The sequence below is a fragment of the Actinomadura sp. WAC 06369 genome, from assembly GCF_003947565.1.
Classification (GTDB): Bacteria; Actinomycetota; Actinomycetes; order Streptosporangiales; family Streptosporangiaceae; genus Spirillospora; species Spirillospora rifamycini.
This window is the reverse complement of record NZ_QHJN01000096.1, coordinates 1-23,421: the sequence shown is the minus strand read 5'-3', so window position 1 is coordinate 23,421 and position 23,421 is coordinate 1. Positions and strand designations below refer to the sequence as shown.

The window sequence follows — 23,421 nt, the reverse complement described above, 5'->3', positions numbered from 1 at the left end:
GTCATGAGCGAGTTGACGATTCCCGGGGTGCTGGCCCGGGCCGCGGCCACGTCCCCGGACACGGAGGCCGTCGTCGACGGGCCCGTCCGCGTCACCTACGCCGAGCTGCGCGACCGGGTGCGGGCCGCCGCGCGCGCGTTCGCCGCGGCGGGCGTCGAACCGGGCGACCGCGTCTCGATCTGGGCGCCGAACGGGCTGCAGTGGATCGTGACCGTGCTCGGCGCCGTGTCGGCCGGCGCGGCGCTCGTCCCGCTCAACACCCGCTACAAGGGCGACGAGGCGCGCTGGCCGCTGGAGAAGGCCCGGGTGAAGCTGCTGTTCGTCGAGGACGGCTTCCTCGGCATCGACTACCCGGGGATGCTCGGGCAGGACGCGTCCGGCGCCGTCCCCGGGCTGCCCGGCCTGCGCGGCATCGTCACGTTCAACGGGCCCGAGCGGCCCGGCGTGACGACGTGGGACGCGTTCCTCGGCGCGGGCGCGGCCGTCCCGCCGGCGGAGGCGGACGCGCGGGCCGCCGCCGTCGCGCCCGGCGACGTCGCCGACATCCTGTTCACCTCGGGCACCACCGGACGGCCGAAGGGCGTCCTGTGCACGCACGAGCAGAACATCCGGACGTACCGGGCGTGGTGCGGGCGGACGGGCGTCGGCGCGGGCGACCGGTACCTCATCGTCAACCCGATGTTCCACACGTTCGGCTACAAGGCGGGCGTCCTGGCGTGCGTGCTCCAGGGCGCCACGATGGTGCTGCAGCGCGTCTTCGAGGCGGGCGAGACCCTCGCGCTGATCGAGCGCGAGCGGATCACCGTCCTGCCCGGCCCGCCCACGATCTACACGACGCTGCTGGACGCCCCCGGCCGCGCCGACCGCGACCTGTCGTCGCTGCGGCTGGCCGTCACGGGCGCCGCCGACGTCCCCGTCGCGCTCGTCCGCCGCATCCGCGCCGAACTGTTCCCGCAGGTCGTGACCGCCTACGGGCTCACCGAGTCGTCCGGCACCGTTACCGCCTGCTCGGTGGACGACGACGACGAGACGATCGCGACCACGTGCGGCCGCGCCATCGACGACGTCGAGGTCGTCGTCGCCGACGACAAGGGCGACCCGCTGCCGCCCGGCGAGGACGGCGCCGTCCTCGTGCGCGGTTACAACGTGATGAGCGGCTACCTCGACGACCCGGAGGCGACCGCCGCGACGCTCCGCGGCGGGTGGCTCGACACCGGCGACCGGGGCCGCCTCGACGAGCGCGGCAACCTGCGGATCACCGGGCGGACGAAGGAGATGTTCACCGTCGGCGGGTTCAACGTGTACCCGGCGGAGATCGAGGACGTCCTCGCCCGGCACGGCGCCGTCGCCGAGTCCGGCGTCATCGGCGTCCCGGACGAGCGGCTCGGCGAGGTCGCCCGCGCCTACGTGCGCACCCGCCCCGGCGCGTCCGTCGCCGCCGACGAGCTGATCGCGCACTGCAAGGAGCGGCTCGCGAACTTCAAGGTCCCCCGGGAGGTCGTCTTCGTGGACGACCTCCCGAAGACCGCGTCCGGCAAGGTCCGCCGCGTGGACCTGCCCCGCTAGAGCGAGGCGGCGACGCGGGCGCGGTGCTCGGCGGGGGTGCCCCACGCCGAGTGCAGCGCCCGCGCCTTGCGGATCCACAGCGACGGGTCGTACTCGTCGGTGTAGCCGATCGCGCCGTGCACCTGGAGGGCGGCCTTCGCGGCGCCGTAGCACGCGTCGGACGCGGCGACCTTCGCCGCCGCCGCGTCCCGGCCGAACTCCGGCGTCCCGTGCGCGAGCGCCGCGCCGTACAGCAGCGGCCGCGCGAACTCCAGCTCGACCATCGCGCCCGCCAGGTGGTGCTTGACCGCCTGGTACTCGCCGATCGGGCGCCCGAACTGCCGCCGCGTCTTCGCGTACTCGACCGTCACGTCCAGCAGCGCCCGGCCGAGCCCGATCTGCTGCGCCGCGCACATCAGCACCCCGAAGTCGGGCCGCCCGCCCGGGGAGCCGTCCACGCGGAACAGGCGCCGGGCCGGGTCGAGGGAGGCCAGCGGGCCGCCGGAGGCCGTGCGCGGCTTCCCGTCGGTCCCGAGGACGGCGTCGGCGGCGTCGGCGTCCAGCGCGTGCGGCACGCCGAGCGTCACCATCGCGGCGCCCTCGGCGATGCCCTCCAGCAGCGCGCCGCCGCCCGTCCGGGGCAGCAGCTCCGCCGCCGCGAGCGTCTCGACGTACGGGCCGGGCGCCGCCGCCCGCCCCACCTCCTCCATCGCCGCGACCAGCTCCACCGGCAGCAGGCCCGCGCCGCCGTGCTCCTCCGGCACCGCCACCGCGAACAGCCCGGCTTCCGCGAGCGCCGCCCACACCGCGCGGCCCGGAGCGTGGTCCCCGGACGCCCACGCCCGGACGGTCTTCGCGGTGCCGGCCTCGGCGAGCAGCCGCCGCAGCGTCCCGGCGAACATCCGCTGCTCCTCGGACAGGACGAACTTCACCGTGCCCCCCTCGGCAGGCCGAGCAGCCGCTCGGCGATCACGTTCCGCTGGATCTCGTTGGTGCCCGCGTAGATGGGGCCGGCGAGCGAGAACACGTAGTTCTCCAGCCACTCCGACTCCAGCTCGCCGTCCGCGCCGAGCAGGTCGAGCGCCGTCTCGTGCAGCGCCACGTCCAGCTCCGACCAGAAGACCTTGTTCAGGCTCGACTCGGCGCCGATGTCGTCGTCCCGGGAGATCGTCTCGAAGCCCTTCAGCCGGTACGCGCGCGACCGGATCCAGGCGTCCGCGACCCGGTCCCGCAGCGCCGTGTCCGCCGGGTCGGCCCGCTCCTTCCACAGCTCCACGAGCCGTTCCGTCGCGGCGGTGAACCGGCCGGGGGAGCGCAGCGTCAGCCCGCGCTCGTTGCCCGCCGTGCTCATCGCGACGCTCCAGCCCTTCCCGGGCTCGCCGATGACGTCGCCGTCCGGGACGAACACGCCGTCGAGGAACAGCTCCGCGAACGCGGGCTTGCCGTCGAGCCGCCCGATCGGCCGGACGGTCACGCCCTCGGCGTCCAGCGGGAACATCAGGTACGTGAGCCCGCGGTGCCGCTCGCTGTCGGGGTCGGACCGGAACAGCCCGAAGCCCCGGTCGGCGAACGCCGCCCGCGAACTCCACGTCTTCTGCCCGTTCAGCAGCCACCCGCCGTCCGTCCGGGTCGCCGTCGCGCGCAGCGCCGCCAGGTCGCTGCCCGCGCCCGGCTCCGACCACGCCTGCGCCCAGATCACCTCCCCGGCGGCCATCGGCGGCAGCACCCGCGCGAGCTGCTCCGGCGTCCCGTGCTTCAGCAGCGTCGGCGCCAGCAGGTTGATGCCGTTCTGGCTGACCCGGCCGGGCGCGCCCGCCGCGTAGTACTCCTCCTCGAACACGAGCCACTGGAGCACCGAGACGCCGCGGCCGCCGTACTCCTCCGGCCACGACACCACCGACAGCCGGTCGGCGCCGAGCGTCCGCTCCCACTCCCGGTGGGCCGCGAAGCCCTCCTCGGTCTCCAGCGACGGCAGCGGCTCGGCGGGCACGTGCTCCGCCAGCCACGCCCGCACCTCCGCGCGGAACTCCTCGTCCGCCGTCCCGAACTCAAGATCCATTCGCTGCCGCCTTCTCCGAAGCCGCCTTCATGCTCTTCGCGTCCTGCCCCGCCAGGGAGTCCGCGCCCGTCTCCGCGTTGTGCGCGTGCGCGAGGTGGTGGAGGCCGAACACCGAGTCCATCCCGGTCTGCATGCCTTGGATGTCCTCGGCCTGGTTCACGGCCTTCTTCGTCAGCGCGAGCCCCATCCGGGGCATGGCCGCGATCCGGTCGGCCAGCGCGAACGTCTCCTCCTCCAGCGCGTCCCGCGCGACCACGCGGTTGACCCAGCCGAGCTCGTGCGCGCGCGCCGCCGTCATGCGCTCGCCGGTGTAGAGGAACTCCTTCGCGATGCGCGGAGGCATCACCCACGGGTGCGCGAAGTACTCCACGCCGGGGATGCCCATCCGGACCACGGGGTCGGCGAAGAAGGCGTCGTCCGACGCGACGATCAGGTCGCACACCCACGCCAGCATCAGCCCGCCCGCCACGCACGCGCCCTGCACCGACGCGATCATCGGCTTCGGGATCTCCCGCCACCGGCGGCACATCCCGAGGTAGACCTCCGACTCGCGCGCGAACCGGCTCTCCGCGCCTGCCTTGCCGACGTGGTCCCACCACATCCCGGCCTTGCGGGGGAAGGTGCGGTCGGCGTCCCGTCCCGGGGTGCCGATGTCGTGCCCGGCCGAGAAGTGCGGCCCCGCACCGGCGAGCACGATCACCTTGACGTCGTCGTCCCCGGCCGCCCGGTAGAACGCCTCGTCCAGCGCGTAGGTCATGGCGGAGTTCTGCGCGTTGCGGTACTCCGGCCGGTTCATCGTCACCACCGCGACGTCCCCCCGCCGCGCGTACTCGACCACCATGTTCGCCTCCCTTCTTTCTAACAACTGTTTGGTAGAGTACGCGGCCGGACGCCCCCGCCGTCGACCCCCTCCCGCCGACCGGGACTCCGCCCGGAAGGCGGCCGGGATCCGCCCGGCGCGATGCGCACCATCGCGCCGGGCGTGCGCGCACGGCGTCTTCGTGGTGACGGACCGACCCCAGCCGCCGGGGGATAGGGGAACATATCCCTTTACCGGCATTCGCCGATTACGCTGCCCCGGTGGGTCATCAAGAGTTCTACACGACGCTCGCCCAGGTATTTCCGGTGCTCCTTCTCGCGCTGCTCTGGGACTCCCGCTACCTCGAACGCCTGCGCGAGCAGGAACGCCGCAGCCGCGCGGCCGACCCCGTCGACGGAGTGCGGGAGCCCGCGGAACCCGCGCCGACCGACGGGGGCTGAGCCCCCGGAGGCCGGTCCCCTCGGTCGTCCGGCGGGCTGGCCATATCCGGCCGCCGCCCGCGGGTCCGGCACGCGGCACGCCCCGGGAGGAGGACGATCCGGACGTGCGGCCCCGTCCGCGCACGGTCGCGGCGGCGACCGGCCCGGGCCGCGTCACCGCAGTTCAGCAGTCGTGCAACGGACCCGGGAAATGCGACCGGGCGCGGCATTCGCCGGCCCGTTCCCATGCCCGTGGCGGACGGCGGCGCCCACCGGTTCTCTCCGGAGTCCGAAAAGATCATGAAGTAAAGGCGGTAACCGTTACGTGCGGAATTCCGCTCATTAACGGGGTATTCTCGTTGCCCCACACGGGGGCTCTTCAAGAACGGGGAGAGTTGGTTGGGCGGTCACCTGGCCGAAGGGCCGCATGACGCGGCCGAGCGGATGCCGGTACGGCACCTGCTGGTCCTCCTCCCGGGCATCCTGGGAAGCTCGCTGCGCCGCGACGGCAGGGTCGCCTGGGGCCTCTCGGCCGACATGCGCACCGCCGTCCGCGACCCCGACCTGCTCGCCGCCGGATACGACGCCCTGTGCGACCCCGGCTTCGACGACGGCATCCGACCGGACGGGCTGATGGCGGTGCCCGTCCCGTACCTGTCCAGGGTGCTCGGCCCGTACGGGGCGCTGCGGCGCGAACTGCGCGCCCGCTTCGAGCTGGACGACCTCAACTACCTCGAGTTCCCCTACGACTGGCGGCGCCCGGTCGCGGTGAACTCCGCCCGCCTCGCCGCCGCGATCCGCCCCCGGCTAACTGCGCTCGCCGAACGCGTGGACGGCCCCCGCGTCGTCATCGTCGCGCACAGCATGGGCGGGCTCGTCGCGACGCACTACCTGCGGCACCACGACCACGACGGCGACTGCCACCGCGTCATCACCGCCGGCACGCCCTTCCGCGGCTCGGTGAAGGCGCTCGACTACCTGGTCAACGGCCCGAAGTTCGGCCCCGCCCGGCTGCGCCGCCTCGCCGGGACGTTCCGCGAGGTCCCCGGCGTGTACGACCTCCTGCCGATGTACCGGACGGTCGCCGACCGCCGCGCGGGCGCCGCCGGCGAGGCCCGGCGCCCCGCCGAGATCGTGGACGGCCTCGACCTCGACGCCGCGCGCGTCCGGGCGTCCCGCGCGTTCCTCGCGGACCTGAACTCGCCGCACGAGCGCTCGGGGCTCGTCCGTCCGCTCGTCGGCTACGGGCAGCGGACGCTCCAGCAGGCGACGCTGCGCGGCGGCGGGCGGCTCAAGTGCTCCAAGGACGCCGACCTCCTCCCGGCCGAGTACTCCGCCCGCGACGGCGACGGCACCGTCCCGGTCGTGTCGGCCTGGCCGGGCGCCCGCGACGGCGTCGTCGTCGGCTACGGCAACGACGGCCACAACGGGCTCGTGGACGGCGCGGTGAGCGCCGAGCGGATCGCGCTGATGCTCACCGACGTCCTGGACGACCTGAACGACGAGGACCCGGCGCTCGCCCCCGGCGGCGCCCCGTTCCCGCCCGCCCACGACCCCGGCGTGCCGCGCGCGGGCCGGCGGCTGTGCCTCGACGTCGACGACCTGTACCCGGCCGAGACCGCCGTCCGCATCGCGGGCCGCGCCGCCGGCCATGCCCCGGAGACGAAGCTGTGGGCCCGGGTGTCCGGGGCGCCCGCCCCCGTCGCGTGCGAGATCGCGGAGGACGGTTCGTTCCGCTTCGACCTCGGCGCCGTCGAGCCGGGCGTGCACACGCTGTCGGTGTCCGACGCGCCGGACGGCCCCGCCGCGATCGGCGACGTCATCGAGGTGGCATGACCGGCCGGGGCGTCGCCGGCCGCTTGGCGGAGCGCCTCGACCGCATCGACGCCCTACGCCACCTGGGGTCCCGCCCGGCTGGTCCGGACGGGCTTCGCCGGCGAGGTGGGGGCGGGCATGCGGATCTCCGCCGCGGTTCTGGGGCCGCTGCTGGGGCAGCGCCCCGAGGACGCGGTCAAGCCGATCACCGGCATCATCGACGCCCCGGTCCCGGGGCGGGCCGCCTACCGGGGCGCCCGGCGGTGCTCGTCGCCGGGTCAGGACTTGCCGCGCGCCTTGCGGGTCTCGCTCTTGTTGGCCTTCTCGATGGCCTTCACCAGCTCGTTCTTGCTCATGTTCGAGCGGCCCGAGATGTCGAGGCGCTTCGCGACGTCGTAGAGGTGGGTCTTGGACGCGTTCGCGTCCACGCCGCCGGCCGTCTTGCGGGAGGTGTCGCGGCCGCCCTCCGCCTGCGCGTCGGACGGGCCCTTGCCGCCGGACTTCGGCTCCCAGCGGTCGCCGACCTTCTCGTGCGTGTGCTTCAGGGCCGCGTAGGCGACCTGGTGGGCGCGGCGGCCCTCGCCGTACTCCTCGACGGCCGAGTCGTGCGCCTTCGCGAAGGTGCGCTGCGCCTTGGCGTCCGAGCGCTTGATGGTGTCGGGCAGCTCCTCCTTCTTCGCCTGGCCCTTGCCGGTGGTCTTCGGCATCGTCCTGGCTCCCTTCTGATCGCCTCTGCCGGTGGCGATACCCGAGAAGCCCGGTTAATCACGTGACATGGGTCGCGGCCGTCACAGGTAGCGGAGCCACAGGTACGGGGTCGCCAGCGCGATCGTCGCGACGGTGACGACGATGCCGTACTTGGTGAAGTGCCAGAAACTGATCGGCGCCCCGTTGCGGGCGGCGATCCCGAGCACGACGACGTTCGCGCTGGCGCCGATCGCGGTGGCGTTGCCGCCGAGGTCGGCGCCGAGCGCGAGCGCCCACCACAGCACCTGGCCGTCGTCGCCCGGGTAGCCCTGGACGAGGTCGGCGACGATCGGGCTCATCGTGGCGACGTACGGGATGTTGTCGACGATCGCGGAGATCAGCGCCGATCCCCACAGCAGCACCATCGCGGCGAGCCCGAGCCGCCCCTCCGTCCGCTCGGCGGCGAAGGCCGACACCTCGCCGATGACGCCCGTCTCCACGAGCCCGCCGACCATCACGAACAGGCCCGCGAAGAACACCAGCGTGGGCCACTCGACCTCGCGCAGCGCGTCCTCGGTGGTCACCTTGGTGGCGGCGACGAGCAGGCCCGCGCCGAGCAGCGCCACGACGGACGGCTCGTAGTGCAGCACCGGGTGCAGGACGAACGCGACGATCACGACCGCGAGGACGGCGAGGCCCTGCCACAGCAGCCGCCGGTCGGTGATCGCCTCGCGCTCGTTCAGCGCCATGACCTCCTTCGCGCGCTCCGGGTCGTACCGGAACGCGGAGCGGAACAGCACCCGGCAGAGGAGGCAGAACACGGCGACGAGCACGATGACCAGCGGCGCCAGGTGGACGAGGAAGTCGTTGAACGACAGCCCGGCGCGGCTCGCGATGATGATGTTCGGCGGGTCGCCGACGAGGGTGGCGGTGCCGCCGATGTTCGACGCCATCACCTCGGCGATCAGGTACGGGACGACCTTCAGGCCGAGCCGCTCGCAGACCAGGAACGTCACCGGCGCGATCAGCAGCACGGTCGTCACGTTGTCCAGCAGCGCGGACGCGAACGCGGTGATGAGCACGAGCATGACCATCAGCCGGTACGGCTTCCCGCGCGCCCGTTTGGCCGCCCAGATCGCGACGAACTCGAACACGCCGGTCTGCCGCAGCACGGACACGATCACCATCATGCCGAGCAGCAGGAAGACGACGTTCCAGTCGACGCCGGTCTCCTCGGAGAAGAACGCCGACTCGGCGTCGGCGACGTGCAGGAGGAGCATGAGCCCGGCGCCGCCGAGCGCGACGGCGGTGCGGTGGATCTTCTCCGAGGCGATCAGGACGTACGCGACGACGAAGATCGCGATTGCGGCGGCGGCCAAGAGGGCTCCGATCGGGTGCGTGGTGCGGGCGGTACGGGTGCGCGGGTCGCTCGTCGGCGCGCCGCGGGCCGATCGTCCGGGACGTTCCCCGTGCGCGCCGGGGGACTCCCCGGCGCGGCCCGTCCCGCGGCGGTCGGGCGGGACCGGCCGGGCGGCTCGCGCCCCCGGCCGAAGCCTCGCGGGTCCGTCGTCATCGGGAGCTTTCGGGGTCGGCGGACGTCACGCCGACCGGACTTCCCGGCACACCGGAGGAGACCTTAACCGGATCCGCGCGTCCCATCCAGACGCGGGGTCCACCGGACGGGCGCGGGGTACGTACGAGACGTGCGCGCACGCGAACTCGCCGTCGAGTACCCGACCGTCACGCCGGACGACGGCGCCCTGGACGCCGCCCGCCTGCTCGCCGGGCACGGGCTCCCGGCGCTGATCGTCGCGGACGCGCGGGGCCGCCCGGTGGCGGTCCTGCCGGGCTCGCGGCTGCTCCGCCTGCTGATCCCGCGGTACGTCCGGGACGACCCCGCCCTCGCGCACGTCTACGACGAGGACCACGCCGACCGGCTGTGCGCGCCCCTCGCCGAGCGGACCGTCGCCGACCTGCTCCGGCAGGACGAGCTGCCGCTCCCGGTGGTCGGCGCCGACGCGACCGTCATGGAGATCGCCAGCGTCATGGACCAGGCCCGCAGCCCGCTCGTCGCGGTCTGCGAGCGGCGCGGGGAGGCGATGCTCGGCGCCATCGCCGTCCCGCACCTGCTCACCCGGCTGCTGCCGGGGGAGTGACCCGCCCCGGCCCGGGCGTCACACCCCGACGCCGAGCGGCACCAGCAGCAACAGCAGCGGCAGGACGAGCGCGGCCACCAGCGAGATGCCGAGCAGCCAGCGGAACACCCGCGGGTTCTCCTCGTCGCCGGTGTTGGCCAGGACCAGCCCGCCGCCGAGGTGCATCGGGCTGATCCCGACCGCGCCGATCACCCCGCAGATCGCGATGAGCAGCGCGGTGAACCCGGCGGACGACTGGTGCGGCAGCGCCGTCGCGGTCAGCGGGATGATCACGCCGAGGACGGCGACCGTGGACGACTCCACGGTGGCGAACAGCGCCGCCAGGTAGGCGATCGCCAGCACGGTCAGCAGCGCGATGTCGATGCCGCCGAGGTGCCTGGCGAGCGTGTCGAGCGTCCCGACCCGTTCGAGGACGCCGACGTACACGAGGACGCCCGAGGTCAGCAGGATGACGCTCCACGGCAGGTCCCCGATCACCTGCCGGGTGTCGGGCTTGAACACCACGTGCAGGACGAGGCCCACGAGCAGCGACGCGAACAGCGGGTTCATCCCCAGCGCCAGCACCATCACGAGGAACGCACCGATCCCCGCCGCGGACCCCAGCTCGTAGCGGCTCATCGGCGCGGCCTGGGCGGCGGCGGGTTCGGTGGGCCCGGCGGGGGCTTCGGGCCGCGCGCCGCGGCGGATGAACTTCTTCAGAAGGAGGTACGTCAGGATCGCGGTGCAGGTCTTGATGGCGGCGAGGCCGAGGAACAGGCCGGTGGGGGAGAAGGCGGCGCCCTGCTTCTCGGAGAGCTCCCGGACGATCGCGCCCCACGGGGACAGCGGCGAGAAGCCGCCGACGCCGGCGCCCGCGCAGGCCACCACCGCCATGACGACCGGGTCCATGCCGCGGTTGCGGGCGAGCCGCATGGCGATGGGCAGGACGATCGCGACGGTGGCGCTCGGCAGGGTGCCGATGGCGCTGAGCACGGCGCCGACCAGGAACATCGTCCAGGGCAGCAGCCAGTCCCGCCCGCCGGACGCGCGGACGACGAGGTGGACGAGCCGGTCGATGGCCCCGCTGCGCTGGGCGTGGCCGAACAGGTACATCACGCCGATGATCAGCACGACGATCTGGACGGGGAAGGCGGCGAGGGCCTGCTCGCCCGGCACGCCGGCGATCTTGGCGAGCAGCAGCCCGGCGGGCAGCGCGACGAGCCCGACGTTGACGTCCCGCCAGATCGCCACCGCGAACACGGCGAGCAGCAGGACCAGGGACAGGATCTCGTCGGCGGTCATGGGGTCATCACTTCTCCAGACACGGGACGTTCCTGAACGAAGTGTTCAGTTACGTGCAGGGTGTCGGGCAATCTACGTCACATTTCCCGCCTCCTCAAGGGGGCGGCGCACGGAAAAGCCCCCGGCCGGGTGCGGCCGGGGGCGGGAAGTCGCCGCTGGTCGGAGGGCGCGGCGGCCCCGGATGCTAGGCGGGGGCGTCGAATCCGCTCGCCCAGTACCGGCCGTGGACGGCCAGGTCGAGCAGCATCCGCGCGACCTCCTCGGCGGGCGGGCGCGGGTCGTCGATCTCCAGCCACCACTGCAGGACGGCGGTCTGCTCGCCGACCCAGGCGCGGGCGAGCAGCCCGGGGTTGATGCGCGGCTCGACGCCGTTGCGCTCGGAGCGGCCGCGGAACTCCTCGGCGGTCACCCGCACGCAGGACTCGGTGAACATCCGCAGCGGCTTCCCGTCGCCCTCGCCCCGCAGGATGATCCGGTACAGGTCGCGCTCCTGCTCGGCGTGCCGAAGCAGCTCCAGGACGGGCTTGCCGGTGAAGCCCACCGCGTTCTCGGCGATCAGCGGGCGCTGCCGCGCGCCGAGCTCGTCCAGCAGGTCCTTGGTGAGCCGGGTGAACAGGTCGTCCTTGTCGCGGCAGTGGCTGTAGAAGGTGGCGCGGGCGATGTCGGCGCGCTCGGTGACGTCCTCGACGGTGATCGACGCGTAGCCGCGTTCCAGTACCAGTCCCACCAGGGCGTCGCGCAGCGCCTTGCGCGTCCGCCGTGTCCGCCTGTCCTCAGCCATCGCCGTCCCTCGTTCACCGTGGATCCGCCCGCGCTCGCCGGCGGTCCCCAAGTGTAGAGACCTCTTGACAACCCGAGAGTTACTGAACACTCTGTCTGCTATTGGTCTACTGGTACGGAGATGTGCATGAACCTGGGGAGCTACCTGACCCGCAGCGCCCGCTACTGGCCGGACGAGCGCGCCGTCGTCTGCGGCGAGCGCGCGTGGACGTTCCGGGCGCTGGAGGACGAGGCGAACCGGCTCGCGTCGGCCCTGCTCGCCCGGGGGCTGCGGCCCGGCGACGCCGTCGCGTCGCTCGCGTGGAACCGCGGCGAACTGGTCGTGGCCGAGTTCGCCCTCTACAAGGCGGGGCTGCTGCGCGCCCCCGTGAACGCGCGCCTCGGCCGCGGGGAGATCGAGCACGTCCTCGACTACGCGGGCGCGAAGCTGCTGCTGTTCGACGCCGCGCACGCGGACGACGCCCTCGCGGCCGTCCGCGCCGGCTGCGAGCCCGTCGTGTTCGACCCCGGCAACCTCACCGGCGAGGCCCGCCCGCTCACCTACGCCGAACTGCTCGAGGAGGGCGGGCCCGAGCCGGTCGCCGTGGACGTCTCGCCGGACGACCCCTGCACGCTGCACTTCACGTCCGGGTCGACGGGCAAGCTGAAGGCCGCGACGCAGACGTTCGGCAACCGCCGCGCGAACATGCGCAAGCAGATGATGAGCGACGACTCCCGCGCCCGGCCGGGCGTCCGCTACCTGGCGTGCGGGCCGATCACGCACGCCCCCGGGATGGGCCTGCTCGCGGGCGTGTTCGGCGGCGCGACCGCGCACATCCTGCCCGCGTGGGACACCGGCGCGTTCCTCGACACGATCGAGCGCGAGCGGATCACCGCCACGTTCATCGTCCCGGCCATGCTGAACATGCTGCTGGCCGAGCCCGGCGTCCGCGACCGCGACCTGTCGAGCCTGACGAGCCTGCGGATCGGCGGGGCGCCGGTGTCCCCGCAGCGGCTCCGGCAGGCCGTCGAGACGTTCGGGCCGATCGTCGCGCAGGGCTACGGGCTCGGCGAGACCACCAGCGTCGTCGCCGGGATCGGCGCCGCCGCGCTCGCCGAGGCCGTCGAGAAGGACCCCGAGCTGCTCGCGTCCTGCGGCCGCGCCGCCTACGACACCGAGATCCGGATCGTGGACGACGCGGGCCGCGAGCTGCCGCCCCGGGAGGTCGGCGAGATGGTCGTGCGGGGCGAGGACTGCGTCCGCGAGTACTGGCGCGAGCCCGAGCTGACGGAGGAGACGTTCCGGGACGGCTGGGTGCACACCGGCGACCTGGCGTGGATGCGCGAGGACGGCTACCTGTTCATCGTCGACCGCAAGAAAGACATGATCATCTCGGGCGGGTTCAACATCTACTGCACCGAGGTCGAGTCGGCCCTCTACGAGCATCCGGCGGTCCGCGAGGCGTGCGTCGTCGGCGTCCCGGACGAGACGTGGGGCGAGGCGGTCAAGGCCGTCGTCGTCCGGCACGACGGGGCGGACGTCTCCGCCGCGGAGCTGATCGAGTTCTGCGCCGACCGCCTCGACCGCTACAAGAAGCCGCGCTCGGTCGACTTCGTCGCCGAGCTGCCGGTCAACCGCAACGGCAAGACCGACCGCAAGGCCGTGCGGGAACCGTTCTGGGCCGGCGTCGACCGGCGCGTCAACTGAGGGGACCCGATGAGCCACTCCACCTTCACCCTCCGGCCGTCCTACGACGACGACCCCGAGCTGAACGGGCTCGTCGCGTCCCTGCGCGGCTACCTCGCGGGGGAACTGGCCGACTACGAGCGCGAGCACGGCGTCGACCGCACCACCCGGCTCACCCGCGGGCTCCTCGAACCGGTCTGGCGGCGCAGCCGCGAGCTCGGCTTCTACGGGATCCACCTGCCGGAGGAGTACGGCGGCCGCGGCCTCTCGCACACCCGGCTCGCCGCGCTCAAGGAGGAGATCGCCGCGGGCGGGCGCGTCCTCGGGCACAGCGTGCTCGGCGAGATGGGCGGCCCGCTCCGCGCCGGCGACATCTTCCGCCACGCCACCGAACGGCAGATCAAGGAGTACCTGCTGCCGGTCGCGCGCGGCGAGCGGGCCTGCTGCTTCTCGCTCACCGAGGCCGACGCGGGCTCCGACGTCCGCGCCATGCGGACGGTCGCGGTCCGCGACGGCGACGGGTACCGGCTCACCGGCCGCAAGGTGTTCAGCACCGCCGGGCCGTTCGCCGACTTCGCCATCGTCATCGCCCGCACGGACGGCGCGAAGGACGCGTACTCGGCGTTCTTCGTCGACCTCGACGCCCCCGGCTGCCGCGTCGAGGACGGCGCGACCCCGATGTCCGGCGAGAACATCGAGGCCGACATCGTCCTGGACGGCTGCCGCGTCCCCGCCGCGAACCTGATCGGCGCCGAGGGCGAGGGCATGCGCATCGGCCTCGGCCGCGTCACCGTCAACCGCCTCCTGCACTGCCCGACGCTGCTCGGCATGGCCCGCCGCGCGCTCGAACTGTCGCTCGTGCGGGCGCAGACCCGGATCGTCCACGGCGCGCCGCTGCTGAAGCTGCAGGCCATCCAGCACAAGCTCGCCGACATGGCCACCGAGTACTACGCGGCCCGCTCGATGACCTACGGCGCCATCGCCGCGCTCGACGCCGGGACCCGCCCCCGCCTCGAAGCGTTCATGTGCAAGCTGTACGTCGCCGAGGCCGCGTTCCGGATCCTCGACGAGGCCGTGCAGATCCACGGCAAGGAGGGGCTCGTGCAGGGGACCGAGGTCGAGTACCTGTTCCGGAAGGTCCGCATGTTCCGCGTCCTGACCGGCACCTCGGAGATCCAGCGCAACGCGATCGCGAAGGGCCTGTCGATGTACGCGGAGGTTCTCGCCGCGGCGCCCGCCGGGGAGGCCGCCGGGGAGGGGGCTACGAGCCGAGGGTGAGGGCGACCTTGACGTCGTCGGGGCGGGAGTCGAACGCCTCGGCGAAGTCGTCCAGCGGGACGCGGCGGGTGACGAGGCGGCCGAGCCAGCCCGGGTCGGCCTTCCCGAGGGCGTCCGCCGCGGCCGCGTAGTGCGCCCGGTTCGCGTTCACGGAGCCGACGACCGCGTCGTTCTCGAGGACGATGTCGCGGTTCAGCGCGCCCGCGTCCACGGTCAGGTTCCGTCCCGCGGGCGACACGCCGGTCAGGCACACGACGCCGTAGGCGGCGGTCGACCCGATCGCGCCGAACACGAGCTCCGCGGCGCCCGTCGCCTCGATCACCACGTCCGGCCGCGCCGCCCGCACCGCCGCGTCGAGGCCGTCGTGGTGGTACGCGGCGCCGAGGTCGGCGACGAGGCCGGGCTTCGGGCCGTCCGCGACCCGGTCCAGCACGTGGACGTCCAGGCCCCGCTGGACGCCCAGCAGCGCGGCGAGCAGCCCGATCGACCCCGCACCGGTGACCAGCGCCGTGCGGGGCTCGAACCAGGCGCGCCCGCCGACCCGCTCGACCTGCTCCCACGCCTTCGCGACGACGCTCGCGGGCTCCAGCAGCACGCCGACGTCCGCGAGCGCGGGGTCGAGCGCCACCGCGTACCGGGTCTCGACCCGCCACAGCTCGCTCGCGTACCCGTCGAGCTCCTTGATGCCGCGCTCGGTGTAGCGGCCGTTGCGGCACATGTCGAACTCGCCGTGCGCGCACGCCCCGCACGGCTCCGGGTCGGGCCGCCGGACGACGCCCACGACCAGGTCGCCGGGGGAGAAGCCGCCGCCGGGCGGCGCGTGCCGCACCCGGCCCAGCGACTCGTGCCCGATGACCAGGCGGTCGCGTCCCGGCGGGGCCGCACCGTACTCGCCCGCCGCGATCTCCCGGTCGGTGCCGCACACCCCCAGGGCGAGCCCCTCGACGAGCAGCTCGTCCGGGCCCGGCTCCGGGTCGGGGACCTCGGCGACCGACAGCGAACCCGGTCGTCCGGGACGGATGGTCAACGCGCGCATGCCGTCTCCTTCATCGCGTGGCGGGGCGCGCCGCCGGCGGCGCGCCGCTGAGGTGCCGGGCGGTGTTGACCAGCCCGACGTGCGAGTACGCCTGCGGGGTGTTGCCCACCTGCCGGCGGGCCGCGGTGTCGTACTCCTCGCTGAGCAGCCCGACGTCGTTGCGCAGGTCGAGGAGCCGCTCGAACAGCTCGACGGCGTCGGCGGTGCGGCCGATGCCGTGCAGCGCGTCCGCGAACCAGAACGTGCAGGCGAGGAACGCGCCCTCGTCCCCGGGCAGCCCGTCCACCCCGGCGCCCGTGTCGTAGCGCAGGACGAACCCGTCCCGGTAGAGGTCCCGCTCGATCGCCTCGACCGTCCCGACGACCCGGGGATCGCCCCACGGCAGGAACCCGACCTGCGGGATCAGCAGCGCCGCCGCGTCCAGCGCGTCCGACCCGTAGAACTGCGTGAACGTGTTCCGCCGGGCGTCGTAGCCGTTCTCGCAGACGTCCCGGTGGATCGTGTCGCGCAGCGCCCGCCACCGGTCGGCGGGCCCGTCCTGCCCGTACCGCTCCACCGCCTGGACGGCCCGGTCGACACCCGTCCACGCCAGCACCTTCGAGTGGACGAAGTGCCGCGGATCCCCGCGGACCTCCCACAGGCTGTCGTCGGGGTCGCTCCAGTGCCCCTCCAGGAAGTCGAGCAGGGCCCGCTGGACGTCCCACGCGGTCTCGTCCGCCTCGATGCGGGCCTCCCGCGCGAGGTGCAGCCCTTCGATGACCTCGCCCCACACGTCGAGCTGGAACTGCCCGGACGCCGCGTTCCCGATCCGCACCGGCGACGCGCCCTCGTACCCGGAGAGCCAGTCGAGCTCGTACTCGGGGAGCCGCCGCGTCCCGTCGATCCCGTACATGATCTGCAGGTCGGCGGGGTTGCCCGCGACCGCCCGCAGCAGCCACTCCCGCCACGTCTTCGCCTCCGCGACGAACCCGGTGCCGAGGAGGGCCTGCAGCGTGAACGTCGCGTCCCGCAGCCAGCAGAACCGGTAGTCCCAGTTGCGCGGCCCGCCGAGCTGCTCGGGCAGCGACGTCGTCGCGGCCGCGACGATCCCGCCCGTCGGGTGGTACGTGAGCGCCTTCAGTGTGATCAGCGACCGCCGGACGGCCTCGGGCCAGCGGCCCGCGTACCGGAAATCCTTGATCCAGTCGGCCCAGAACGCCTCGGTGTCGGCGAGGGCCCGCTCGGGGTCCACCGGGTGCGGGCGCGGCTCGTGCGACGGCCGGTACGTCAGGACGAACGGCACCCGCTCGCCCTCCGACACGGCGAAGTCCGCGTACGTCGTCTCGTCGCGGCCCTCCAGCGGCACGGGCGTCTTCAGCCACGCCGCGTCCGGTCCGGCGATCGCGTTGAGCTGCCCGTCGCGGTGCCGCACCCACGGGACGACCCGGCCGTAGTCGAACCGCAGCCGCAGCGCCATATGCACCGGGACCCGGCCGCGGACGCCCTCGACGATCCGGACGACGTCGGCGGCCTCGCCCCGGCGCGGCATCGCGTCGATCACGCGGACGGCGCCCTCGGGCGTCTCCCACTCGGTCTCCAGGATCAGCGAGTCCCCGCGGTAGCGGCGCCGGGCGCACATGCCGCCCGCCGCGGGGGCGATCCGCCAGAAGCCCGCGTGCTCGTCGCCCAGCAGGGCGGCGAAGCACGCGGGCGAGTCGAAGCGCGGCAGGCACAGCCAGTCGATCGACCCGTCGCGGCCCACGAGCGCGGCCGTCTCCAGGTCGCCGAGCAGCCCGTAGTCCTCGATCCGCAACGCCACAGGTTCACTCCTCGGATGGGGGGACGCCCACGTGCGTACCCGTCCGCGGGGGAGTGAAAGCTCGCGCGGGGGAACGTGCCCGCTATCCGGCGACGACGGCCTCGGTCGTGACCGTCCCCGCGGTGGACAGCACCCACGTCGCGGAGATCCGCACCTTCGTGCCCGCCGGGACGGACGGGTCGACGGTGACGGGGAAGTTCGCGCCCGCCTCCTCGGCCGGGATCTCGATCTTCCGCGGCACCGTCACGCCGGGGGTGTCGCTGGTCAGCTCGATGACCGCGCCGAACGGGTGCCAGCGGTCGCCCAGCCCGACGGCCCCGAGGTTGTTCCGGTCGCCCGCGCGCAGCTCGCGTACCACCCCGACCGTGTACTGCTTCGGCACCAGCAGCGGGGCGACCCGCATGGGCGGGTGGCCGAGGTCGGCCGCGATGTCGGTGATCCCGATGCCGCCGACCGGGACGGCCGGGTACTCCATCGTGAACGTGCCGCGGGTGCTCCCGGCGGGGACGACGGTGTAGCGCGGGATCTTCGGCGCGGGGCCGCCGGGGAGCCCCGAGACGTGCGCGACCCGCAGGTCCACCGACGTCCCGCCGGTCCCGGCGGGGGCCGCCAGCTCCACCGAGCCGGTGACCTTCGTGCCCGCGACGACCGCCTTGGCGTCCCCGGGGACGTCGAGGTCGATCCCCGTCACGGTCTGCTCGCGCCAGTCGAGCGGCCGCACCGTCACGCTCGTCCCGGCGGTGGCGCCGTCGCGGCGGGCGAGCAGCGGCACGACCGTCTCGTCCTCGTACGCCTCCAGCCGGATCGGGAACGTGACGCTCGTCTTCCCCTCGGGGACGCGCACGTGGCCGCCGTCCGTGGAGTACTGGTAGTTGCCGTCGGCGAACCCGACGCTGATCACCTCGACGCCGAGCCCGCCCGCGGGCGCGGGCGCGGTCAGCCGGACGGTCTGCAGCGCCTCCCCGCCGGCCGTGATGACGGCGGGCGACACGCTGGTCGACGCGACCCGGGGCGTCGTGTCGGCGGCGGCGGACGGGGCGGCGGCGAACGCCGCGGGAAGGGCGAGGGCGAGGGCCGCGGCCCCCAGGCCCGCCCGGCGGTGGATCGTCATGTGGGACATGGGAGCGAAGTTAATGATCTTCGGGGCCGGTGGGCGGCGCGGAGAACGTCCTGTTCGCGGCCCGTAAGAATTGCTGACGCAGTGGGGCACCGCCGTCGCGCTCCGCTCCGGTCAGGGGCCGAAGTGCGCGAACGGGACCCAGCCCGACAGGTCCGGGGCCGACGCGGCCCGCAGCTCCCGCGCCGCCGCGTGCAGCGCCGCCGCGGCGCCGTCCGGGGCGAACGTCCCGCCCTCGGTGAGGACGTCGTACACGGTGTCGACGATCCACAGCGCGGCCGCGTCCGGGACGGACCAGAGCGTCGCGACCACGTGCCGGTACCCCGTGTACTGCAGTGCGGCGGCGAGCGTGACGGCCTCGTCGGGGAGGGAGACGCCGCCGGTCGCGGTCTTGCAGGCCGACAGGAACGCGAACTCGCCGCCGTGCGTGCTCGCGGCGATGTCCGCGACGGTGAGGGCGCCGTCCGCCAGCAGCAGCCCGCCCTCGGCGGGACGGTCGAGGTTCTGCTCGCCGTGCGTGCAGAAGTGCGCCCACCGGTGCCCCGCCAGCGCCCCGGCGACCGCGGCGCGGGTCGCGGCCGGCCCCTCCAGCGGGGTGTGCGCGCCGGGGAAGAACTCCCCGACCAGCGCGCGCTCGCGGGCGGCGCCCGGCAGGTCGGCCTGCCCGGCGGTCCGCGGCATCGCCACCACGAGCATCCGCGCGGGCGCGAGCGTCCGCGGCGCCCGGGCGGCGCCCAGCGCGCGCAGCGTGGGCGTGTAGGACGAGACGGCGCGGTCGATCACCGACCGTCCGGGCCGGTCGTGCACCCCCGCGGCGTGCAGCGGCAGCAGCGTCAGCAGCCCGGTCGGGCACCACCACACGCGCGGCGGGGCGGCGGACGGCCCGGTGATGCCGAGCGCGTCGAGGACGGGTTCGGCGACGGCCTCCCACAGCCACGCGAGCGTCCCGGCCAGCACGTCCCGCCCGTCCCGCCCATCCCGCACGTCCTGCCCGTCCCGCGTGCCGTCGTCGGCGCCGACGGCGCGCAGGTAGCGGGCGGTGCGGTCGGCGACGTCGGCCGCGGTGAGCGCGGGCAGCGGGACCGACCGGACGGCGCCGTCCCGGACGAGCAGGGCGTCGCAGCGGAAGCGCCCGACGTTGACGACGACGGCGGCGTCCGGGCTCGCGGGGGACGGGAGGTCCGCGACGGGCGGCGGCCGCAGGAAGTCGCGGAAGCCGTCGAGCCCGCGGACGCGGGCCACGAGGTCGTCCCACTCGCGGGCGAGCGCCATCCGCCTGTCCACCGGGGCCATTCCGCCTCCTCGTCCGATGCGGGACGATCGCAGCGGGACGATACCGCCGGCGGCACCGGGCCCGCCACGGTTCGACGAAGGAGCGGCCGATGCCGGACGGGGACCTCTACGACGAGACCGCGCAGGCCGCGATCGACGCCGCCTACGGCATCGCGGGCGCGGCGGGCGCCGCCGCCACCGGCTGCGACCACCTGGTGCGGGGGCTGCGCGCCGGGGAGGGCCCCGCGGCGCGGGCCCTGGCGGGCGTGCTCGGCGGCCCGCCGCCCCTCGACCCCGCCGGGTACGCCCCGCTGGACGCCGACGCGTGCCGGGTGCTGCACGCCGCGGCGTCCGTCCGGGACCGCTTGGGGCACCCCCGCATCACGGCCGCGCACCTGCTGGCCGCGCTGCAGGAGGAGGACGGCCACGCGGGACGCCCGCTGCTCGCCGGGCTGCCCCGGGAACGCGTCCCGGAGCCCCCGGCCGGACGCCCCTTCCGGCCGGGCCGGGTGCGGCCCGACCGGCGGACGGAACGGACGATCGCGGCGGCGATGGGGCTGGCGGGCGGCGGCGACCGGGCGGGCGCCGCACGGGGGGCCGCCATGCTGGAGGAGATCGCCCGGGCGACCCCGCGCGACCACCCGGACCGTCCGCGGCGGCTCACCCTCGTCTCGTACGCGCACATGGCGGCGGGCGCCGACCACCTCGCGCAGGCGGTCTGGCACGCGGACCTCGCGGTGCGGGCCGCGCCGCGCGACCACCCGTACCGGGCCACCGCGCTCACCCAGCTCGCCACGGCGCTCGTCCTCCAGGCCGACGAGCACGATGCGGCGGGCGGGCTGCCGAACGCGGTGGCGGCGGCGCGCCGGGCCGTCGCCCTCGCGCGCGAGCGGCACGGCGACCGGCGGGACCTCCCGCCGGACGAGGACGTCCTGTCGGTGGCGCTGAGCACGCTGGGGCAGGCGCTGTGGCTGTGGTTCCAGGCGACCGGGAACCGGCAGGCGATCGACCTGGCCGTCGCGGCGGCGGAGGAGGCGGCCGAGCGCATCCGGCCGGACCACCCGAAGGCGGGCGCGACGCTGGCGGGCCTCGCGCAGGCCCTCGCCGATCGGGGCAGGGAGCTGACCGGCGACCGCGACATCCGCCGCGCCGCCGACCTCGCCCGGCTGGCCGTCCGGGTCGGCGCCGGGGCGGGGGACGAGGCCGTGCTGTCGGCCGTCCTCGCGGCCGTCCTCAGCGACCCGGTCGCGGACGGCACCGTCGACGCCGCCGCGGCGGCCGCGGCGGTCACCGCGGCCGAGGCGGCGGTCGCCGCGACCGGGCCGGACGACACCCGCCGCACGCGGCGGCTCACGAACCTGTCCAGGGCGCTGTGCGGCCAGGCGGACGTCGGCGGCCCGGCGGAGGCCCTCGACCGCGCCGTCGACGTCGCCCGGGAGGCGGTCGGGCACGCCGGCGAGGACGCCGGCGCGCACGCGGCGCTCGCCGCGGCGCTCCTCGGCCGGTACGACCGGTGGGGCGAGCCGTCCGACGCCGACGAGGCCCTCGTGCACGCGGCGCTCGCCGTCGAGCACTGCCCCGCGGGGCACGCGGACCGGCTCCTCTACATCGGGCACGCCGAAACGGCGTACGCGAAAGTCCACCGCCGCACCGGGGACCCGAAACTGCTCGACATCGCGCTGGCGTTCAACGACCTCGCCCTGGAGGCCGCGCCCGCGTGGCACCGCGTCCGCGCCGGCACGCTCGCCCACCGCGCGCTGCGGCTCCGCGCCCGGTACGAGTCCGCCGGCGAGCCCGACCCGTCCGTCCTCGACGAGGCGCTGGACGTCGCGGCGAAGGCGGTGGACGAGTCGACGGACCGTCCCGCCGACCGGGCCGGGTGGCTCGTCAACCTCGCGTCGCTCCTCCTCGACCGGTACCGCGCCACCGGCCGCACGTCCGACCTGGACCTCGCCGTCGAGGCCGCCGAGGAGGCCGTCGCCGGGGTCCCCGACGGCGATCCGCGCGACATCGCCGCCCTCGACCACCTCAGCCGCGCCCTCGGGGAGCGGGCCGCCGCCGCCACCGGCGCCGCGGACGACGCCGTCACCGCGCTCGCGCACGCCCGGACCGTCGTCGCCGCCACGACCGCCGCCGCAACGCTTCGGGTCGGCGCGGCCGTGCGCTGGGGCGCCCTCGCGACGGAACTCGGCGCGCACCACGACGCCCGCACCGGCTACGCCGCCGCCGTCGACCTGCTGCCGACGCTCGCCTGGCACGGCCTGTACGGCGACACCCGCCGCGACCGCCTCGCGAACTGGCCGGGCGTCGGCTCGGACGCCGCCGCGAGCGCCCTCGCCACCGGCGACCCCTCCCTCGCCCTCGCGCTCGCCGAACGCGGCCGCAACATCGTCTGGTCGCAGCTCCTCGACGCCCGCTCCGAACTCCACGAGCTGCGCGACGCGCACCCCGAGCTGGCCGAACGCCTCGCCGCCGTCCGCGCCGCCCTCGACACCGAGTAACGCCCCCCGGCCCCGGCGGGCGGCTCCGCACCCCCCGGACCGCCGTGTCCGGTCGGCGGCCGCGCTCGCCCCGCCCGCCGACCGGACGGGCGGGGCGCTCGGGGCGTCGTCGGCGGGCGCCGGGTCAGTCGGCGAAGCCGCGGAAGCCGTGCTGGCGGAACTCGACGAGCTTGAAGAACGCGTAGAAGCGCCCCACCCGGCGGCGGGCGTTGATGTCGAACCGGGTCGCCGCCGCGACCGAGAGGGCGGTGTCCATCCCGGTGAGCCTGCTGAGCGGCGCCTGCAGGACGTACTCGTAGATCGTCTGGTAGGCGGTCTCGTCGTCGAGTTCCTCCCACTGCGCGATGGTGACGCCGTAGGACGTCTGCTCGGCGATCTCCAGGCCGGTGCGGAACACGTTTCCCCAGTCCACCATCCGGCGGCCCCCATATCCGTACGGACCCGCCTGTTCGGGTCGCTCCCAGGAGACCCGGACGTGCGCTTCCGCGGAAAGGCGCAGGAATGCTCCGGGACGCTTCCGAAGCGCTTCCGACATGCTTCCGGTCCGGCTCCCGCGGGTCAGGACGGCGGGTGCGCGGTCGTCGGGGAGGTGAGGGTCCCGGCGGTCAGCCAGTCCTCCCCGTGGCCGTTGACCGGGCAGCCCGCCCGGGCGAGCCGGCCGCGGATCTTGCTGCGGCATTCGGGGCCGTCGGACAGCCGGATGAAGTTGCGGCCCGCCAGGTCGGCGATCGGGCGCTGCGCCCCCGCCCGGAGGAGGATCGTGCGGTCGGGGCACAGCGCGAGCGCCATCCCCAGCTCCACCAGCACGTTCGGCCGGGCCTGGCCGGACGGCGCGAGCTCGAACGGGTCCTCGTCCGGGAGGCGCAGGCGCGGGTCGAGCTCGACGATGTCGTCCGGTGTCAGCAGCGCCACGACCGCCTGCGCGCGGGCGATGCCCCGCACGACGACGTCGCCGAGGAACGGGCCGGTCGCGCCGGTCAGGGCGACGAGCGTCTCCCACTCGTAGGGGGCGAGGCCGCAGGCGCGCAGGAACGCGAACATCCCGTCCCGCACCCGCCCGTCGCGGCCGTGGATGACGAACACGCCCCGCGTCGGGTCCTCCGGCATGCCGGGGAGCGGCGCGAACGCTTCCCGGGCGGGCGGCGCGTGCACGGGCGTCCCGTCCGCGGGCGGCGGGGCCGGGGCCGGGAC

20 protein-coding genes are annotated in these 23,421 nt (G+C 74.9%); 7 read left to right on the top strand and 13 right to left on the bottom strand.

Translation table 11 applies throughout. The features are described from left to right. The first annotated feature begins 3 nt into the window (after positions 1-3). A complete protein-coding gene (locus DMH08_RS24315) occupies positions 4-1,566 on the top strand; it encodes a FadD3 family acyl-CoA ligase (RefSeq protein WP_026400880.1) in 1,563 nt (520 codons plus the stop codon). Here the strand turns inward: DMH08_RS24315 and DMH08_RS24310 are convergent. The 3 genes from DMH08_RS24310 to DMH08_RS24300 are packed head-to-tail and all read right to left on the bottom strand — an operon-like array spanning position 1,563 to position 4,445. Continuing rightward, positions 1,563-2,477 carry an acyl-CoA dehydrogenase family protein gene (locus tag DMH08_RS24310; RefSeq protein WP_125617930.1) on the bottom strand — a complete coding sequence of 305 codons (915 nt, stop codon included), beginning with the start codon at positions 2,475-2,477 and terminating at the stop codon, positions 1,563-1,565. The genes DMH08_RS24315 and DMH08_RS24310 overlap by 4 nt on opposite strands. After that, positions 2,474-3,604, bottom strand: coding sequence for an acyl-CoA dehydrogenase family protein (locus DMH08_RS24305; RefSeq protein WP_026400878.1), 1,131 nt, complete (start codon positions 3,602-3,604; stop codon positions 2,474-2,476). Before DMH08_RS24305 ends, DMH08_RS24310 begins: the two co-directional genes overlap by 4 nt. Further along, entirely contained in the window at positions 3,594-4,445 is an 852-nt protein-coding gene (locus tag DMH08_RS24300) for an enoyl-CoA hydratase (RefSeq protein ID WP_051300167.1), read from the bottom strand. Before DMH08_RS24300 ends, DMH08_RS24305 begins: the two co-directional genes overlap by 11 nt. 239 nt (positions 4,446-4,684) lie before the next feature. Between DMH08_RS24300 and DMH08_RS24295 the strand changes: the two genes are divergently transcribed. Together DMH08_RS24295 and DMH08_RS24290 are read left to right on the top strand one after the other, a co-directional pair. Next, positions 4,685-4,864 (top strand): hypothetical protein, encoded by a 180-nt coding sequence (locus DMH08_RS24295; protein WP_125617928.1) that lies wholly within the window; start codon positions 4,685-4,687, stop codon positions 4,862-4,864. Between the two features lie 378 nt (positions 4,865-5,242). Beyond that, positions 5,243-6,679, top strand: coding sequence for an esterase/lipase family protein (locus DMH08_RS24290; protein ID WP_125617926.1), 1,437 nt, complete (start codon positions 5,243-5,245; stop codon positions 6,677-6,679). A 257-nt stretch (positions 6,680-6,936) separates the two neighbouring features. On the opposite strand, the gene DMH08_RS24285 is transcribed toward DMH08_RS24290, so the two are convergent. Beyond that, positions 6,937-7,365, bottom strand: a complete 429-nt coding sequence (locus DMH08_RS24285) for a ChaB family protein (protein WP_026400876.1) — start codon at positions 7,363-7,365, stop codon at positions 6,937-6,939. Positions 7,366-7,446: 81 nt separating this feature from the next. Further along, positions 7,447-8,724, bottom strand: coding sequence for an ArsB/NhaD family transporter (locus DMH08_RS24280; protein WP_233617771.1), 1,278 nt, complete (start codon positions 8,722-8,724; stop codon positions 7,447-7,449). Between the two features lie 324 nt (positions 8,725-9,048). On the opposite strand from DMH08_RS24280, the gene DMH08_RS24275 reads away from it, so the two are divergent. Continuing rightward, the gene (locus DMH08_RS24275; RefSeq protein ID WP_026400874.1) at positions 9,049-9,501 is read left to right on the top strand and encodes a CBS domain-containing protein; all 453 of its coding nucleotides are present in this window, start codon (positions 9,049-9,051) and stop codon (positions 9,499-9,501) included. Positions 9,502-9,519: 18 nt separating this feature from the next. Here the strand turns inward: DMH08_RS24275 and DMH08_RS24270 are convergent, their stop codons facing one another. Next, positions 9,520-10,782, bottom strand: a complete 1,263-nt coding sequence (locus DMH08_RS24270; RefSeq protein WP_125617922.1) for an SLC13 family permease — start codon at positions 10,780-10,782, stop codon at positions 9,520-9,522. A gap of 184 nt (positions 10,783-10,966) precedes the next feature. Then, a complete protein-coding gene (locus DMH08_RS24265; RefSeq protein ID WP_026400872.1) occupies positions 10,967-11,563 on the bottom strand; it encodes a TetR/AcrR family transcriptional regulator in 597 nt (198 codons plus the stop codon). 126 nt (positions 11,564-11,689) lie between these two features. Between DMH08_RS24265 and DMH08_RS24260 the strand changes: the two genes are divergently transcribed. Together DMH08_RS24260 and DMH08_RS24255 are read left to right on the top strand one after the other, a co-directional pair. Then, the gene (locus DMH08_RS24260; RefSeq protein WP_026400871.1) at positions 11,690-13,249 is read left to right on the top strand and encodes a class I adenylate-forming enzyme family protein; all 1,560 of its coding nucleotides are present in this window, start codon (positions 11,690-11,692) and stop codon (positions 13,247-13,249) included. A gap of 9 nt (positions 13,250-13,258) precedes the next feature. Continuing rightward, positions 13,259-14,506, top strand: a complete 1,248-nt coding sequence (locus DMH08_RS24255) for an acyl-CoA dehydrogenase family protein (RefSeq protein ID WP_125617920.1) — start codon at positions 13,259-13,261, stop codon at positions 14,504-14,506. Here the strand turns inward: DMH08_RS24255 and DMH08_RS24250 are convergent. From DMH08_RS24250 to DMH08_RS24235, 4 genes are all read right to left on the bottom strand, one after another. After that, positions 14,490-15,542: a glucose 1-dehydrogenase gene (locus DMH08_RS24250; RefSeq protein WP_125617918.1), complete on the bottom strand. Its 1,053-nt coding sequence runs from the start codon at positions 15,540-15,542 to the stop codon at positions 14,490-14,492. The two genes, DMH08_RS24255 and DMH08_RS24250, sit on opposite strands and share 17 nt — an antisense overlap. 10 nt (positions 15,543-15,552) lie before the next feature. Then, positions 15,553-17,334, bottom strand: a complete 1,782-nt coding sequence (locus DMH08_RS24245) for a glycoside hydrolase family 15 protein (protein ID WP_442778648.1) — start codon at positions 17,332-17,334, stop codon at positions 15,553-15,555. A gap of 88 nt (positions 17,335-17,422) precedes the next feature. Beyond that, positions 17,423-18,460 (bottom strand): hypothetical protein, encoded by a 1,038-nt coding sequence (locus DMH08_RS24240; protein WP_125617914.1) that lies wholly within the window; start codon positions 18,458-18,460, stop codon positions 17,423-17,425. A 111-nt stretch (positions 18,461-18,571) separates the two neighbouring features. Beyond that, the gene (locus DMH08_RS24235; protein WP_125617912.1) at positions 18,572-19,750 is read right to left on the bottom strand and encodes a CHAT domain-containing protein; all 1,179 of its coding nucleotides are present in this window, start codon (positions 19,748-19,750) and stop codon (positions 18,572-18,574) included. Positions 19,751-19,839: 89 nt separating this feature from the next. Here DMH08_RS24235 and DMH08_RS24230 point away from each other — a divergent pair, with 89 nt between their 5' ends. Further along, on the top strand, positions 19,840-22,230 hold the full coding sequence (locus tag DMH08_RS24230) for a hypothetical protein (RefSeq protein ID WP_125617910.1): 2,391 nt from the start codon (positions 19,840-19,842) through the stop codon (positions 22,228-22,230). A 124-nt stretch (positions 22,231-22,354) separates the two neighbouring features. Here DMH08_RS24230 and DMH08_RS24225 read toward each other — a convergent pair whose 3' ends face one another. Further along, positions 22,355-22,645: a hypothetical protein gene (locus DMH08_RS24225; protein WP_125617908.1), complete on the bottom strand. Its 291-nt coding sequence runs from the start codon at positions 22,643-22,645 to the stop codon at positions 22,355-22,357. Between the two features lie 143 nt (positions 22,646-22,788). Beyond that, positions 22,789-23,421: TIR domain-containing protein (locus DMH08_RS24220; RefSeq protein ID WP_125617906.1), on the bottom strand; the 633-nt coding region annotated here is incomplete at its 5' end.